Annotated in this window: 16 protein-coding genes and 1 tRNA gene; 9 read left to right on the top strand and 8 right to left on the bottom strand. The window is 68.4% G+C overall.

The window, feature by feature from the left end; genetic code table 11:
- Positions 1-3: 3 nt before the first annotated feature.
- Positions 4-1,524 (bottom strand): ATP-binding protein, encoded by a 1,521-nt coding sequence (locus EO776_RS07050; protein ID WP_049929673.1) that lies wholly within the window; start codon positions 1,522-1,524, stop codon positions 4-6.
- A gap of 283 nt (positions 1,525-1,807) precedes the next feature.
- Here EO776_RS07050 and EO776_RS07045 point away from each other — a divergent pair, with 283 nt between their 5' ends.
- The 5 genes from EO776_RS07045 to EO776_RS07025 all read left to right on the top strand — a co-directional run bounded on the left by EO776_RS07045 (position 1,808) and on the right by EO776_RS07025 (position 6,076).
- Positions 1,808-2,317 (top strand): IS630 family transposase, encoded by a 510-nt coding sequence (locus EO776_RS07045; protein ID WP_080508662.1) that lies wholly within the window; start codon positions 1,808-1,810, stop codon positions 2,315-2,317.
- Entirely contained in the window at positions 2,314-2,877 is a 564-nt protein-coding gene (locus EO776_RS07040; RefSeq protein ID WP_080508661.1) for a transposase, read from the top strand. The genes EO776_RS07045 and EO776_RS07040 overlap by 4 nt, the downstream gene beginning before the upstream one ends.
- A 14-nt stretch (positions 2,878-2,891) precedes the next feature.
- Positions 2,892-4,058 carry a pyridoxal-phosphate-dependent aminotransferase family protein gene (locus EO776_RS07035; RefSeq protein ID WP_094519932.1) on the top strand — a complete coding sequence of 389 codons (1,167 nt, stop codon included), beginning with the start codon at positions 2,892-2,894 and terminating at the stop codon, positions 4,056-4,058.
- 78 nt (positions 4,059-4,136) lie between these two features.
- Positions 4,137-5,246 carry a guanosine monophosphate reductase gene (locus EO776_RS07030; RefSeq protein WP_049929675.1) on the top strand — a complete coding sequence of 370 codons (1,110 nt, stop codon included), beginning with the start codon at positions 4,137-4,139 and terminating at the stop codon, positions 5,244-5,246.
- 110 nt (positions 5,247-5,356) lie between these two features.
- Entirely contained in the window at positions 5,357-6,076 is a 720-nt protein-coding gene (locus EO776_RS07025; protein ID WP_094519930.1) for a methyltransferase domain-containing protein, read from the top strand.
- Positions 6,077-6,114: 38 nt separating this feature from the next.
- Here EO776_RS07025 and EO776_RS07020 read toward each other — a convergent pair whose 3' ends face one another.
- From EO776_RS07020 to EO776_RS19310, 4 genes are all read right to left on the bottom strand, one after another.
- On the bottom strand, positions 6,115-7,407 hold the full coding sequence (locus EO776_RS07020; protein WP_094494642.1) for an MFS transporter: 1,293 nt from the start codon (positions 7,405-7,407) through the stop codon (positions 6,115-6,117).
- Between the two features lie 89 nt (positions 7,408-7,496).
- Entirely contained in the window at positions 7,497-8,234 is a 738-nt protein-coding gene (locus tag EO776_RS07015) for an SDR family oxidoreductase (RefSeq protein ID WP_094519934.1), read from the bottom strand.
- Positions 8,235-8,325: 91 nt separating this feature from the next.
- Positions 8,326-8,583 carry a hypothetical protein gene (locus EO776_RS19315; protein WP_241897966.1) on the bottom strand — a complete coding sequence of 86 codons (258 nt, stop codon included), beginning with the start codon at positions 8,581-8,583 and terminating at the stop codon, positions 8,326-8,328.
- Between the two features lie 21 nt (positions 8,584-8,604).
- Positions 8,605-8,940 (bottom strand): hypothetical protein, encoded by a 336-nt coding sequence (locus EO776_RS19310; RefSeq protein WP_241897967.1) that lies wholly within the window; start codon positions 8,938-8,940, stop codon positions 8,605-8,607.
- Positions 8,941-9,520: 580 nt separating this feature from the next.
- Here EO776_RS19310 and EO776_RS07005 point away from each other — a divergent pair.
- A complete protein-coding gene (locus EO776_RS07005) occupies positions 9,521-10,576 on the top strand; it encodes a sensor histidine kinase (protein ID WP_241988236.1) in 1,056 nt (351 codons plus the stop codon).
- Positions 10,577-11,007: 431 nt separating this feature from the next.
- On the opposite strand, the gene EO776_RS07000 is transcribed toward EO776_RS07005, so the two are convergent.
- Positions 11,008-11,081 (bottom strand) — tRNA-Lys (locus EO776_RS07000).
- Positions 11,082-11,294: 213 nt separating this feature from the next.
- Here EO776_RS07000 and EO776_RS06995 point away from each other — a divergent pair.
- Together EO776_RS06995 and EO776_RS06990 are read left to right on the top strand one after the other, a co-directional pair.
- On the top strand, positions 11,295-12,761 hold the full coding sequence (locus tag EO776_RS06995; protein ID WP_086220460.1) for a DHH family phosphoesterase: 1,467 nt from the start codon (positions 11,295-11,297) through the stop codon (positions 12,759-12,761).
- Positions 12,762-12,832: 71 nt separating this feature from the next.
- Positions 12,833-13,039, top strand: a complete 207-nt coding sequence (locus EO776_RS06990; RefSeq protein WP_094494639.1) for a hypothetical protein — start codon at positions 12,833-12,835, stop codon at positions 13,037-13,039.
- Between the two features lie 22 nt (positions 13,040-13,061).
- Here the strand turns inward: EO776_RS06990 and EO776_RS06985 are convergent, their stop codons facing one another.
- Positions 13,062-14,036 carry a sugar phosphate nucleotidyltransferase gene (locus EO776_RS06985; RefSeq protein ID WP_094519889.1) on the bottom strand — a complete coding sequence of 325 codons (975 nt, stop codon included), beginning with the start codon at positions 14,034-14,036 and terminating at the stop codon, positions 13,062-13,064.
- A 96-nt stretch (positions 14,037-14,132) separates the two neighbouring features.
- Here EO776_RS06985 and EO776_RS06980 point away from each other — a divergent pair, with 96 nt between their 5' ends.
- Positions 14,133-14,441 carry a transcriptional regulator gene (locus EO776_RS06980; RefSeq protein WP_049929682.1) on the top strand — a complete coding sequence of 103 codons (309 nt, stop codon included), beginning with the start codon at positions 14,133-14,135 and terminating at the stop codon, positions 14,439-14,441.
- A 16-nt stretch (positions 14,442-14,457) separates the two neighbouring features.
- Here EO776_RS06980 and EO776_RS06975 read toward each other — a convergent pair whose 3' ends face one another.
- Positions 14,458-15,768: a response regulator gene (locus EO776_RS06975; RefSeq protein ID WP_094494638.1), complete on the bottom strand. Its 1,311-nt coding sequence runs from the start codon at positions 15,766-15,768 to the stop codon at positions 14,458-14,460.
- Positions 15,769-15,773 lie beyond the last annotated feature (5 nt).

Genomic DNA, 15,773 nt, shown 5'->3' with positions numbered 1-15,773 from the left:
GGCTCAGGCGGCCTCGACGCCGGTGATCTCGAACCGGGCGCCGTCCGCCTCGGACGCCGTCACTCGCACCGCCCAGCCGTGCGCGTCGGCGATCTCGGCGACGATGTTCAGCCCGAACCCCGTCCCGTCCGTCGTCGTCGTGTAGCCGGTCTCGAACACCTGGTCCCGCTCCGCTTCGGGGATCCCTTCTCCGTCGTCGGCCACGTAGAACCCGGCGCCGTCCGCGAGCGGTCCGACGGTGACCGTCACGTCCTCGCCGCCGTGTTCCACGGCGTTCCGGAACAGGTTCTCGAACAGCTGTCGCAGCCGCGCCTCGTCGGCGAGGACTTCAGAGTCGTCGAGCGCGACGCGGAGCGTCCCGCCCCGACTGTCGCTCGTCTTCCACGCGTCGGTCGCGAGCGCCGCGAGGTCGACCGGGTCCGGGTCCTCGACGTCGCTCCCCTCGCGCGCGAGCGCCAGCAGGTCGTCGATGAGCGTCTCCATCCGTGAGAGCGACCGCTCGATCGGGGCGATGTGGTCGCTGTCGGACTCCTCCGCGAGGAGGTCCAGCCGACCCCGGGCGGCCGTGAGCGGGTTCCGGAGGTCGTGGCTCACGACGCTGGCGAACTCGTCGAGCCGGTCGCGTTCGCGTTCGAGCTGCTCCGCCGCGTGCTGTCGCTCCAGCTCGTAGCTCACCCACCGCGTCAGCAGTTCGACGAACGTCCGCTGCGTGTCCGTGAACGGCTCGCCGCGCGGCGTGGTCGCGGCGAAGCAGAGCGTCCCGTACTGCTCGCCGTCGATCTCGACCTGTCCGCCGATGTACGTCTCGAGGCCGAACGTCTCGTAGGCCGAGTCGTCGTTCCACCCGTTCTCGGAGGCGTCGACGACTGTCAACAGCCGGTCGCGCTCGATGGTCCGCTTACAGTACGCCTCGTCGAGGGGGCAGGTCTCGCCGGCCTGTAGCAGCGGGTGTTCCGCGTGCGATATCTCGACGTGCTGGGTGCCGTCCTCGATCCGGGTGAGGAAGCCGTTCGGCACGTCGAGGTACTCGCAGCCGAGCGTCAGTATCGCCTCGACCTTCTCCTCGAAGGTGCGGTCCTGGTCCGAGGAGACCGCGTAGAGGCGCTGGATGGCCCGGAGGCTCTCCCGCTGGCGCCGCTCTAGGTCGCGTCGCTCGGTGATGTCCCGGAGGTACACCGAGAGCCCCTCGTCGGAGGGGAACACGCGCACGTCGAACCAGACGCCCAGCGGTTCGTAGTACGAGTCGAACGAGACGGACTCTTGGACGTCCATGGCGTGGTGGTACCGCTCGTAGAACTCCGTCCCGGTCGAATTCGGGATCGAGTCCCACAGGTGACACCCCACAACCGTCTCGCTCGGATCGACCGCGTCGTCGCGCATCGCGGCCCGCAGGATCCGCCGTCCCTCCTCGTTGGCGTACGTGACCCTCCAGTCCGCGTCGAGGGCGAAGAACCCGTCGGCCATCCGGTCGATGACGGTCTGGAGGTCCTGGTCTGCGCTCGATTCGCCCGCGCGGTCGCTCATGTCGCGTCATACGCGTCACGGGGATTTAGGTACCGGTGGTCACCGCCCCGGACCACCGAGCGTCTGCGCGGGTCGACGGAGTTCGATCGGCCGGGCGCCCGCTCGCGGTGCGGCGACTTCGATCGTCCGGGCACCCGCTCGCGGCGCAGCGATAGCGGCCGGCCGTCGTCGTCGGCCGTCACTGCGTCGGCGAGCCCGCGCGTTCCGTCGGGTTTTTGTCACCGCTGGCTGGACTCATAGTGATTAAAGAAAATATTTACCTTTATGCGTAGTAGAGCTGGTAATGAGTCGGCTCGACGGGGTCACGCTTGAGGAACTCTACGAACTCAAAGGGCAGATCGACGAAGGGAAGCCGCGAGAACGTGTTCTCGCGGCGATCGGACGCAAACAGGGCGATCACTTGGATACGTTGGCTGAACGCCATGGCGTCGTCGAGAAAACGATCCGCAACTGGCTCGATCGGTTCGAAAAAGAACCGATCGAGCAAGCTCCCTACGACACACCTCGACCAGGAAGACCAGCAAAAATCCAGGGAGAAGAGCGTGAACAGCTGTTCGAACAGCTACAACAGCCACCGACTGAACTCGGCTACGACCAGCAAGCGTGGTCTGCGAAGCTCTTGCTCCACCACGTCAAAAAAGAGTATGGCGTCGAATACCACGAGAACTACGCGTACGAGTTGTTGAGAGAGGCCGGACTGTCCTTGCGGACAGCACGGCCTCGACACCACGAAGCTGACCCCGAGGAGAAGGCCGAGTTCCAAGAGACAGTCGAAAAAAACAGCCCGAATTGAGCGAAAAAACGGTCGTTGTCGTCGATCAGTTCACCAAACACGTCGGAACTGTCCAGCGGCGTGGCTGGTACCCAATCGGGTCAAATCCGACGATAGAGACGGCAACGTCTTGGAAGTCGGTGACAGTGCTGGGCGCTGTCACCGACGACGGTGACAGCCTCTTTTGCTGGACGGAAGAGAACTTGACCAGATTCCACGGAATTCGGCTGTTAGAGGCATTGAAAGACGAGTTTGGTGATGAATTAGTGGTGTTTCTGGACCGAGCGGGCTACTTCTACGCGAGGGATCTCTGGGAACACGTCAGCGGTGAGCGAGAGACCGAAACTGTCGGAGACAGTTCGGTCTCGTGCGTGCGTGGAGACGACCTTGAAGTGTGGTACTTCCCGTCAAAGCTTCCCGAATTGAACGCCGTCGAAGGATGTTGGGATCAGCTCCAAGAGTGGTTCAAGTACCGCCTTGTTCCAGATCTCTCAACGCTGAAAGACTACATGACACGAGGATTGAGCGCAATCACCGAACCAAATATCTGGCCGTATCTTACTGGTAAAGATTTATCGTAACCACTATCAAGCGCATGTCAGAGCGATACGCCGAACGCGGCGTCGACGAGAAAGCGCCCGACGTGGGGGAGCTGACGCCGCCGGACCGCACGCTGATGGGCCCCGGTCCGAGCGACGTCCACCCGCGCGTCCTCAAGGCGATGAGCACGCCGCTCGTCGGCCACCTCGACCCGTCGTTCGTCGAGATCATGGACGAGGTCCAGGAGCTGTTGCGCTACACGTTCCGGACCGACAACCAGTGGACGATCCCGGTCTCCGGGACCGGGTCGGCGTCGATGGAGGCCGCCATCGGCAACCTCGTCGAGCCGGGCGACACGATGCTGGTACCGACGAACGGCTACTTCGGCGGCCGGATGAAGTCGATGGCCGAGCGCGCGGGCGGCGAGGTCGTCGAGGTGGACGCCCCGTGGGGCGAGCCCCTCCACCCCGTCGACGTCGAGCGCGCGTTCAACGAACAGCAGCCGGACGTGTTCGGGTTCGTCCACGCGGAGACGTCGACGGGCGTCCGCCAGCCGAACGTCTCCGAACTGACCGACATCGCGCACGCTCACGACGCGTTCGTGATCGCGGACTGCGTCACCTCGCTCGGCGGCGTCGAGATGCGCGTCGACGAGTGGGGCGTCGACGCCGCCTACTCCGGCCCGCAGAAGTGCCTCTCGTGTCCGCCGGGGGCGAGCCCACTCACGCTCAACGACCGCGCGATGAACAAGGTGCTCGACCGCGAGGAGCCGGCCCGCTCGTGGTACCTCGACCTCTCGCTGTTGGAGGGGTACTGGGGCGACGAGCGCGCGTACCACCACACCGCGCCGATCACGAACGTGTACGCGCTCCGCGAGGCGCTCCGCCTCGTCGCCGAGGAGGGGATCGAAGAGCGGTGGACGCGTCACCGCGAGGTCGCCGGCGACCTGAAGGTAGGGCTCCGCGATCTGGGCCTCGAAATGAACGCTCCCGACGAGTACTGGCTCCCAAGTCTGAACGCGGTCCGGGTGCCCGACGGGGTCGACGACGCCGCCGTCATCGACCGCCTGCTCGACGAGTACGACCTGGAGATCGCCTCCGGGCTCGGGGACCTGGAGGGCGACATCTGGCGCATCGGCTGTATGGGGCACTCTGCCCGCCCGAAGAACGTCGAGTACGTCCTCGCGGCGCTCGAGGGCGCCCTGGCCGAGCAGGGGTACTGACGCGTCGCGGCAGCGCGACCGCGCCCGCTCCGGCTATCGAGAGGTTTTTTACCGTCCGTCCCCCGTCCCGCTAAGGGTATGAACGATCTACGAACCGGGCTGAGCTACGGGGACGTGCTGCTCGTCCCGCAGCGGTCGCCCGTCGACAGCCGGAGCGACGTGGACCTGTCGACGCGGTTCACGCCGAACGTCGAACTGGAGACCCCGCTGGTCTCGGCGGCGATGGACACCGTCACGGAGGCCGAACTGGCGATCGAGCTCTCGCGGGCCGGCGGGCTCGGCGTCCTCCACCGCTTCCTCACCGTCGACGAGCAGTCGGCGCAGGTCGAGCGGGTGGCCGCGGCCGGCGAGCGGGTCGCGGCCGCGGTCGGCATCAACGAGGACCACCTCGCTCGCAGCGCCGCGCTGGTCGACGCCGGCGTGGACGCGATCGTCGTCGACGTCGCGCACGGCCACCTCGACCGGACGATCGCGGCCGTCGAGGAGATCGCGGCGGAGTTCCCGGAGACGGACCTCGTCGCCGGCAACGTCGCCACGCCGGCGGGCGTCGAGGACCTCGCGGCGGCCGGGGCCGACTGCGTGAAGGTCGGCATCGGGCCGGGTTCGCACTGTACGACGCGGAAGGTCGCCGGGGCCGGCGTCCCACAGCTCACCGCGGTCGACGACTGCGCGACCGCGGCCGCGGACCTCGACGTGACGATCTGCGCCGACGGCGGCATTCGGACCTCCGGCGACGCGGCGAAGGCGCTGATGGCGGGGGCCGACACGGTGATGCTCGGGAGCCTCTTCGCCGGGACGGCGGAGGCCCCGGGGGCGGTCGTCGAGGTCGACGGGACGCGGTACAAGCGGTCGCGCGGGATGGCGACGACCGCCGCCGCCGAGGACCGGGACGACAAAGGCGCGAACGTGGGCGCCGACGAGGGCGTCGAGGCGCTGACGCCGTTCAAGGGCCCGGTGGGGACGGTCGCCGAGGAGTTCTGCCAGGGGATTCGTTCGGGCCTCTCGTACTGCGGCGGGCACACGCTCGAAGGCGCCCGGGAGCGCGCCGAGTTCATGCGCGTCGCCCCCGGCGCGAAGGAGCGCGAGGGGTTCCACACCGACGACGACTGGGAGGGGATCAGCGTGGACAGCGAGACGAAGCGGGTCGCCGACTCGACCGGCGGGTCGGCCGCCGAGGGCGACGACTGAACGGTCAACTGCGTCCGGTCCCGTCGCCGGCGGACACGAGGTGCGACCCGGTGCGTCACTGCGTGACGATATCACGGACCGCTTTTCACCGTGAGCGGACAGTCCGGCGTATGGCCGACGCCTTCGGACGCGCGCTCCGCGACCACAACCGTGGCGACCGGACGGAGCCGCTCTACCAGGGAGACGGCGAGGCGGTCCGCGAACATCCGATCGAGGCGTTCTATTTCACCGAGTTCGACCCCGACGACGAGGCGGGGTCGTGGCTAGCGTCCCGGCTGGAGTGCCCGCTGGTCGACCTCGGCGCCGGCGCTGGCCGCCACGCGCTGCGGTTTCAGGAGCGGTTCGAGACGGTGGCCGTCGAAGCCAGCCCGGCGCTCGTCGAGACAATGCGGGACCGCGGCGTCGCCGACGCGAGGGAGGGCGACATGTTCGCCCTCCGCGAGTCGTTCGAGCGCGACCGATTCGCGTCGGCGCTCGCGATCGGGACGCAGATCGGGCTGGCGGGGTCGATGCGCGGGCTCTCGGCGTTCCTCAGCGACCTCGCGTTCGTGACGACGCCCGACGCGACCGCGGTGGTCGACTGCTACGATCCCGAGCACTCCGAGGCGGCAGACCTGTTCGGCTACCGCGCGGACCCGACGCCGGGGCTCGCGCACCGCCTCATGTGGTTCCGGTACGACGGGGAGACGGACCCGACGCTCCACTTCCGGCTGTTCTCGCCGGACCGACTCCGCGAGGCCGCCGTCGAGACCGACTGGGTCGTGGACGCGGTCGACCGCGAGGGCTCCGGCAACGGCCCGCACTACCGGGCCGCGCTGCGGAAGCGGTAAGGGGACGTAACCGCTCGGTGTGCGGGTCGCACGCGGCCCTACCACGTCGTCAGCGCCGCACGACCGTGGTCCCGCGCGAGGATCGCGAGGAACGCGAAGACGCCGGTGACCGCGAACGCGCCGCCGACGTAGAAGACGGACGCCATGCTCACCTCGACCATGAGCCAGCCGGCGATGAGAGGGCCGGCCACCGACCCCGGCCGCCACACCAGCTCTCGGATGCCGAAACTGGAGGCGACGCCGCCGTCGTCGGTCCCCTCGTCGGCGAACAGCGCCATGCTGGCCGGCTCCCGGAACGAGTCGGCGACGCCGAGGAGTCCCGAGAGGCAGACGAGCGGAAGGTACGCCGGCGGGAGCGCGCCCAGTACGGGGACCGTGACGCCGCTACCGAGGGCGGCACCGATCGGCGCCGAGAACGGGATCGCCATCGCGATCACCCCGTAGGCTCCGCCGCCGCCGAACACGAACAGCGACCGCCCGTAGGCGTCTGAGAGCCGACCCGTGAACAGTTGCCCGACCATGTTGGTCGCCTTCTCGGCGGTGACCGTCACCGCCACCGCGGTCGCCCCGACCGCGAGCCCCCCGCCGCCGACCGCCGTCCCCGCGTAGATGGGAACCCACGTCCGGACCATCGTCACCGCGAAGGCGTACTGCGCCCGGAACGTCGATATCGTCAGGAGCTTGCGGTTGACCGCGAGGTCGGTGAAGGGGAACCCCTCGATCCGCGTCGGGTCGTCGTCGAGCACGCCCCACGTGACGAGCCACGCGGCCACCATCAGCGCCGTGATGACCCCGAAGACGGGGCCGAAGCCGACGGCGTCGTAGATGGCGCCCGCGCCGAGGGAGCCGAGTATCGAGGCGGCGAACGAGGCGGCGTTCGCCTTCCCGATCTTGTCTGCCCGGGTGCCCGCTTCGGCGATCTGGCCGACGAGCGAGAGCGTCATCAGCCCCGCGCCGGTGACGACGAACCCCTGAAGCGCGCGCACGGCGACGAACGTGGCCGAGGAGTCGACCAGCGGGAACAGCGCGTACACGCCCGCACCGGCCACGAGAACGGCGAGGAGGACGCGCCGCTTGTCGAACCGGTCGCCGGCCCACGCGAGCGGGACCACCGCGGCCGTCTGCGCGAGCGTGAACCCGGTGGTGTACATCCCGATGACGAAGCCGGCCGAGACCGTGACGCCCAACACGGTGACCGCCTGCGGGTCCAAGGCGTTGATGTACGTCGGCAGAAGCGTCAGCAACGTGATGAAGCCGAACCCCTCCGCGAACCGAGTGAGGTACAGCGCCCAGAACTGCGATCGCTTCGGTCCGTCCGTCGCGTTGCTCACACGCGTCCGCCGTCCGGTGATTCAAAAGGGGTTACGGTTCGAAGGCCGGGGCCCGACGCTCGACGGCTCGTCCGCCCGGACCGGGGCGGCTACAGCGTGTCGGCGAACTTGTCGCGCCGGAAGAGGTCGATCTCCTGGGCCGTCGAGCCGGGCCGCGACGCGGCGAAGGCGATCGCCTCAGCCACCTCCTCGGGCTCGGTGACGCTCCCGGGCTCGAACCGCTCCTCGAACGGCTCGCCGTCCTCGCTCCCGAACTCCGTCCGGACCTCCGAGGGGTTGACCACGGAGACGGCCACGCCCTCGTCGCCGACCTGCGCCGCGACGCTGTGCGCGAACCCGCGGACCCACCACTTCGTCGCGGCGTACACGGGGTTGAACGACCGCGGGTACTCCCCGGCGAAGCTGCCGACCGCGATCAGGCTCCCCTCGCTCTCCGTGAGGTGCGGGAGCGCCGCGCGCGTGAGGAAGAACGCGCCGTCGACGTTCGTCTCCTGCATCACCGAGTACTCCTCGTCGGTCATCGTCGCCACGTCGCTCCCGCGGGCGACGCCCGCGTTGACGACGGCCACGTTGAGGTCGCCGAACTCGTCGACCGCGGCCTCGACCGCCGCTTGCGAGGTCGCCGGGTCGCGCACGTCGCCGTCCGCGACCACGGCCCCGACGTCGTGCTCGGACCGCACGTCGTCCGCGACCGATTCGAGCGCCTCGCGCCGCCGCGCCACGAGGACGACGTTCGCCCCGCGCTCGGCGAGCGCGTGCGCCGTCGCCTCACCGATTCCCGAACTCGCTCCCGTTATCACCGCCGCCGCGTCGTCGAGACTCGACATGTACGCAGCGTCGTCGTCGGCGAAGCACATAAATCACCCACGCCGCGGCGAGCGGCGCAGGGGCGGTTGAACGAACTGCTCGCCGACCGCCTCAGCGGTTGGAGGAGGTGACGCGTCGGTGGTTCGCGCCCGCCCGCATGTCCACGTGGCCGCAGCGCTCGCACCGCCACACGTACGCGCCGGTCTTCACCGCCGCCCGTTCGCCGTCGACCCGTTCGGTCCAGTCGCTCCCGCGCTGGGCGCACTCGTCGGGGCGGTACTTGCTCTCGACGGACTCCTGCTCGGCGACGCCGTCGCCGTCGCCGACCGCGATCCCCTCGGCGACGGCGCGAACGTCCTCGCCGCTCATCCGTCGTCGCAGCCGAGTCAGCTACTTCCGGAAGCGCTCGGTCCGGCCGACGAGTCGGTCGTACCGGCCGTCGTCCGTCGGATCACCGCCGTCCCGCCACTCGTACGCCGAGATGAGCACGGTGGTCCGGTAGTGCTGGTCCAAGAGCAGGTGGTAGTCGGCCCGGTGGAACAGCGTCTCGACGGTGTCGACGAGGTCCGCTTCGAACACCGGGCGTTCGATGTCGCGGCCGTACGGCGCCTCCGCGTCCGGGGCCGACCGCTCCCTGACGCAGAGCACGCGACAGTGCGACGCCTCCGACCGCGACCGTTCCAGTATCTCCTCGGCCGCCCCGTCGCCGAGCGACTCGTCCGGCACGAGGACCGCGACCCCGCCGTCGAACGCCTCGGCGAACTGGGCGGTCGTCAGCCCTCGGCGGGGGCGTACTCGTCGAGCTAGAGCCCGGAGAGGTCGGCCCGGGTCTTGTTCGCCTCGCAGACGACGACCGACGAGGCGAGAAGCGCCACGGGAATCACCCACCGCGGGCCGCTCGGCGCGACCGCCCGACCGGCCGCGGCGTGGCGTCACTCATCGCGCTCCGTCGGCGCGGCGCTCGACTCGTGCATCGACTCGGAGAGCCGCCTCGGCTCGACGAAGAACGGGTGGACGGTCGTGAGGTCCTCGACGAGCGGGACGGCCGTCTCGACCGACCGCTCCGCGCGCCGGAGGTCAGCCTCGATGAAATGACGTTATATTGATTATTTCTGGGTGTTTCGTCGAACACAGCGCGGGTAGCCGGGATAATCTGTTCGGTCGCTGCCGTGCTGAATGCCCGGATAAGTGCGCCACATGGGCTCGTTTCGACCCTCGATCACGGCCTCGACCGGCGCTCGGAGCGCCGAGGGCTCTCGTACATATCGAAATTATTTAAATATCGCATACTGGAATACATCCAAAAATGGCTCCCGACACTCAGATGAATCCCGTCGTTATCGTGGGGGCGGCGATCATCGTCGTAACAGGGGTGATGAGTGTGCTCGTGGACGTCGACTTTGGGATACTCGCACTCCAGGCCGCGGTTCCGATGCTCATCGGAGTCGGATTGGTGTCGTACGGGCGGCTCCGATCGGACGGGGTCGCCGCGACGAGTCAGCGGACGGTGTTGAAATGGACTGTCACCGGATTTCTCGCGTTCGTGATTCTCGGAGCCTGGTTCGGGGAGATGGCCTCCCGAGCGGACTCGTCGATCCTGCTCTCGATGACCGGATCGCTGAGCGTCGGCGCGGCGCTCGGCACGGTCATCGGCGTGTACGCGGCGCGGCTTCGTCGTACGAACGAGGAGCTCGCGGAGACGGTCTCCGAACTCGAACGGGCGAACGAGCGCCTGACGATGCGGAACGAGCAGCTGGATCAGTTCGTCGACGTCGCCAGTCACGACCTCCGAAACCCGGTGAACGTCGCGAAAGGGCGGATCGAACTCGCCCGCAGGGAGTCCGACAGCGAACACCTCGAAACGGCGGACGCCGCCCTCACTCGCATGGAGGCCCTGATCACCGACCTCGTTTCGTTGACGAAGGCGGGCGACCGGATCGACGAAGTCGCCCCCGCGAATCTCGAAGCGGTCAGCCGGTCGGCGTGGGGGAGCGTCGACACGGGCGACGCGTCGCTGCGCGTCGAGACAGAGATAGCCATTTCCGCCGACGAGAGCCGATTACGACAGATCTTGGAAAACCTGTTCCGCAACTCGGTCGAACACGGCGGCGAGGACGTGACCGTGCGGGTCGGAGCCATTCCGAACGGGTTCTACGTCGAAGACACCGGCGCGGGGATTCGAGACGACCTTCGCGACCGACTGTTCGAAGACGGAGTCACCACGGGCGAAGGGGGCGCGGGCCTCGGACTGACCATCGTCAAGCAGATCGCCACCGCTCACGGGTGGGAGATAGGCGTCGAGCAGAGCGCCGAGGGCGGCGCTCGCTTCGCGTTCACGGGCGTTGAGTTCCCAGACGGGTGAGGAGTGTCACACGCAGTCTGACTCCGGCCACCCCGCGGGCCGGAATCGAGTGTCGGTCCTGTGGCGCTCGATCCCTCGTCCGTTTGTCCGTGCGGTCCGCCAGGAGTCCCGTCGACGGGCAGAGCCGTCCGTTCAACGTTCGTATCAACCGTCTCGGCACGACTCTTCCCCCTCGGCTAGTTCTCCGAGCCGTCGGCCACCTCGATGGCGCCGATCTGGCGTTCTACCCCGTTCGTGATTCCGCCTTTCGAGACGGCGGCACAACGCGGGAACTCGTCAGTGGACGGTGAACCGTTATGAGAAGCGGGCCGGGCGCGATTGTGAACCACGAGAAGACGGTCGCTCGCTTCGCTCGCGCTGCGACTTCTCTACTTCAAATCGCTTCCGTCCGGTTCCCTCACCGCATCGCTGTCGCTCTGCGGTTCAGTGTACGGGCCGGGCGCGATTTGAACACGCGACCGACGGATTAAGAGTCCGTCGCTCTCCCTAACTGAGCTACCGGCCCTCACAAGTTCATACCCGGGTCACGGTAAAAGGCCTTTTCATTCGACCCCGTCGGCGCTCGGCGGACGCCGGTACAATCGCACGAAAGCGACGGTATCGCGTTCGGACCCGAACGCGTCTCTCGGGAGCGAAGCCGCCGGACTCGGCGACCTCGTGGCCGGGGGACGACGCCGAGAGCGCACTCGTTAAGTGTCGTGCCGCGGAAATCCCTCCAATGAGTAGTGGGGCATCCGGATCCGCGCGGACCCGGTACGCCATCCTCGGCTGTGGAAGCGTCGGTCACGCCGTCGCGGAGGAACTGACCGAGCGCGGGAAGGACGTCCTCATCCTCGACCGCGACGAGAGCCGCGTCGAGGCGCTCCGCGACCAGGACCTCAACGCGCGCGTCCAGGACATCGCCGAGCCGGACGTCGTCGACGAGCTCGCCGACCGCGACATCGTGTTGATCCTCGCCAGCGACGTGGAAGCGAACAAGGCCGCCGTCTCGGCGGTCAGAGAGACCGGCGGCGACCACTACCTCGTGGCCCGGGCCTCCGACCCCGTCAGCGAGGACGAGCTGCGCGAGCGCGGCGCGGACGTGGTGATCAACCCCTCGACGGTGATCGCCGACAGTGCCCTCCAGTCGCTGGAGACCGGCGAGCTGGAGTACATGGCCCGCCAGCTAGCGGAGATCATCGAAGACGGCGGCGACCGGATGGCCATCCTCACGCACGACAACCCCGAGCCGGACTCGATCGCGTCCGCGACCGCGCTCCAGGCGATCGCGGAGGCGTTCGGCGTCGACGCCGACATCATCTACTCCGGCGACGTGGGCCACCAAGAGAACCGGGCGTTCGTCAACCTCCTCGGGATCGACCTGCTCGCCCGCGGCGAGGCCTCGCCGCTCTCCGAGTACGAGACGATCGCGGCCGTCGACCTCGCGAAGGCCGCCGCCGAGGACCTCGATCTCGACGTGTCGGTCGACATCTACCTCGACCACTTGGAGGCCGAGGTGCCGTTCGACGCCCGTTTCGTCGACGTGCGGACCAACGTCTCTTCGACGTCGACGATCCTCACGAAGTACCTCCAAGAGTTCGACCAGTCCCCCTCGGAGGCGGTCGCGACCGCGCTCCTCTACGGGATCCGCGCTGAGACGCTTGACTTCAAGCGGGACACGACGCCCGCCGACCTGACCGCGGCGGCGTACCTCCACCCGTTCGCGAACCACGACACGCTCGAACAGGTGGAGTCGCCGTCGATGAGTCCGGAGACGCTGGACGTGCTCGCGGAGGCGATCCAGAACCGCGAGGTCCAGGGGAGCCACCTCTTCTCGACGGCCGGGTTCATCCGCGACCGCGAGGCGCTCGCGCAGGCCGCGCAACACCTCCTCAACCTAGAGGGGATCACGACGACGGCCGTGTTGGGCATCGCGGACGAGAAGATCTACCTCGCGGCGCGTTCGAAGGACATCCGGCTGAACATCGGCAACGTGCTCGACGAGGCGTTCTCGGAGATGGGCGACGCCGCCGGCCACTCCACGCAGGGGTCGCTCGAGATCCCGCTCGGGATCTTCACCGGCATCGAGGCGAGCGGCGACAAGCGCGACACGCTCCTCCACCTCACCGAGGAGGCGGTCCGGCGGAAGCTGTTCGACGCGCTCGGCGTCGAGGGCGGGAGCGGCGACTCCTCGAACGGGTCCTGAGCCGCTCCGACCGCCGCCGCTCGGCGCGGTCGTTTTCCGGCTCGGGGACGTACCTCCGACCACCGCGCCGCATGTACGTTCCCGAGGATCCGCCGGCGAACTGTCCCGCCTGCGGTGACCCGTACGACTCGGTCTCCCGACACACCGGCGGGTTCGTGGCGAACCTGCTCGACAACGAGCGCTACCAACGGGTCTGTTTCTACCCCGCGACCGACGGCAGCGAGCCCGCGTTCGACTGCTATCACCACACGCACGCGCAGGCCGGCGTCGACGACTGAGACGGCGGTCGCCCCGAAGCGGTCAGAACTCGTCGCCCTCGGTGATGGAGGTGTGCGAGCCGATCAGCGCGCCAGAGAGGTCGACTCCCTCCAGGGTGGCGCCCGTGTCGATCACGGAGTTGCGGACCTCGGAGTCGGTGATCGTCGCGTCCCCGAAGACGACGGCGCGGTCGAGCGTCGAGTCGGTCACCGTCGCGCCGCCCATCACGTGGACCACGTCGCCCAGGTCGCTCCCCTCGACGGTCGCGTCGTCGTCGACGAGCGTCCCGCCGTCGAGGACGTACTCGACCGCGTCGAGGTAGCTGTCGGCGGTACCGATGTCGAACCACGCGCCGTCGAAGGTGTACGCGTTGACCGCCCCGCGCTCTTGGAGCCACTGGAGGAACCAGCCGGGCTCGTCGGGGTTCTCGCCGTCTTCGAGGTAGGTGGTGAGCTTCGGGAGCGTCTCGGCGGGGAACGCGTAGCAGGCGATGGAGACGAGCGTCGACTCCGGGTCGTCGGGCTTTTCCTGGAAGTCGACCACCTCGTCGCCGTCCAGCTGGACGAGGCCGTACGACTTCGCGCGCTCGCGGTCGCCCACGTCGTAGGCCGCCAGCGTCGGCGTTCCCTTGTCCTCGAAGAAGTCGGCGAAGTCGCCCAGATCGAAGCTGATCATGTTGTCGCCGGCGACGACGATCAGATCGTCGTCGACCGACTCCCGCTCGACGAGCTGTTCGAGCGCTCCCACGACGCCGAACTTCTCGTCTTCCTCGACCGTCTCCTCGACCGAGAGCGTCGGCTTCTCGAAGGGGCTGTCGTCGAGGTACTCCGCGAAGGTGTCGGCGAAGCGCTCGTTCGTCGAGACGAACACCTCGTCGACCCGGTCGTCGGCCTCCAAGTCCTCGAATATCTCGTCGATGACGGTGTTTTCCCCAACCGGGAGGAACATTTTCGGCCGGTGTTCGGTGATCGGCCAGAGCCTGGTCGCGTAGCCACCCGCGAGTACGACGGCTTTCATACTCTCCCGCTCTCACTCCGGTGACATACCTCTTGTGCCCGTGTCGGCGTCGGACGCCGACCGGGCGGTTTTACTCGCCCGTGTCGAACGTTGGGTATGGAGACGACTCGCCAGCGGATCGCCGACGCCCTCCGCGAGGAGCCGCGGACCGCGAGCGACCTCGCGGCGACGCTGTCGCTGCCGACGCCGACGGTGTACGAACACCTCGAACACGTCTCGCGGTCCGTTACCGATGAGAGCGGATCCGAAGAAAGGGACGGCGGGGCCGACGAGGAGTTTCTCGTCGCGCCGCCGACCTGTCGCGAGTGCGGGTTCGACGGCTTCGACGATCCGGTCAACGAGCCGTCACGGTGCCCCGAGTGTAAGAGCGAACGGATCGAAGAGCCTGCGTTCGTGATCCGCTGAGCGGTCGCCCGACGACTCACCCCTCCGCGACGACCGCGTCGCAGCGAACGCCACCCGGGATCCGCCGCATGAAGAGGTCGATCCCGTACATCGCGTCGCCGGCGAGGCCGACATCGAACGGTAGTTCGGCGACGCAACACTCCTCGGCGGACTCGGACCGCGGGTCGCGGACGAGCACTCGGAAGCCGTCGGCCGTCGTTCGCGCGTCGACTGCGACCGCGTCGACCGCCTCGTCGAGCGCGGCTTGGAGGATGTTCCGGACGGCGAGGACGACGGTTCCGCGGTCGCGGTCGATGGACCCGTCCGGGTCCACCGTCACGGTCGCCGTCGCCGAGAGGCCGGCCTGTGACACCGCTTCGCCGACGGCGTCGGAGAGCTGTACGGGGCGGGTCGGATCGGGGGTAGTCGGCGACGAGTCGCCGGTGTCGAGCGCTCCGAGGACCTCGGCGAGGTGCGTGTTCGCGGTCGACAGGAGCGGCGCGTCCAGTTCCGACGGCGGGCGCGAGAGGATCCGGCTCGCGGCCTCGATGCGGCCGCGGACCGCCTGCGAGGCCGCCGCCTCGTCCGCGCCGGTCGGTTGGATGAGCCCGAGGATCGCGGGCTCGCCCCGGTAGGTGACGCGGCTCCCGACCACCGTCGCCTGAAACGTGGAGCCGTCCGCCGCCAGGAGGTCGATCGTGTATCTGACGCGGTCGTCGTCGCCGGACTCTCGCCGTCGGATCGCCCGGACCACTCGGTCCCGATCGTGCGGGGCGACGATCGACGACACCGGCTCGCCCACGAGTTCGTCGCGCCGCATCCCGAGCATCTCGGCGAGGCGGCGGTTCGCCAGCTCGAAGCTCCGGTCCTGTGACAGCCCCGCGCCGATCAGCCGCTGTTCGAACAGCTGCGAGTACCAGTCCTCGACGCGCTCGCGGTCCCGTCGTTCCCTGAGCCGCGTGACGCACGTTCGGATCCGGTTCGCCAAGAGCTCGTACTGCTCTTGGCCGCCGCTCTTCTGGAGGTAGTCGGAGACGCCGGACGAGATCGCCTCGCTCGCGATGGCCTCGCTGCCGCGCCCGGTGAACAGGATGAACGGCTTCGACGGGTAGCGCTCGCGCACGGCGTCGAGCAGTTCGAGCCCGTCGACGTCGGGCATGTCGTAGTCGCTGACCACGCAGTCGAACGTCGACTCGTCGAGCCGGTCCAGCGCCGCCTCGGCGGAGGTGACGCCGACGGCCCTGATGTCGTCGTGCTGTTGGTCCAAGACGTCCGCGGTGAGCGTCGCGAACCCCGGCTCGTCGTCCACGCAGAGGACGCGTATCGGCGGCCGGTCGGCCATAGACATGCGTT

The organism is Halorubrum ezzemoulense (assembly GCF_004126515.1).
In the GTDB taxonomy this organism is placed as follows: domain Archaea; phylum Halobacteriota; class Halobacteria; order Halobacteriales; family Haloferacaceae; genus Halorubrum; species Halorubrum ezzemoulense.
Note: the sequence above shows the minus strand (reverse complement) of the source record. Positions and strands in the feature narration are given on the sequence as shown.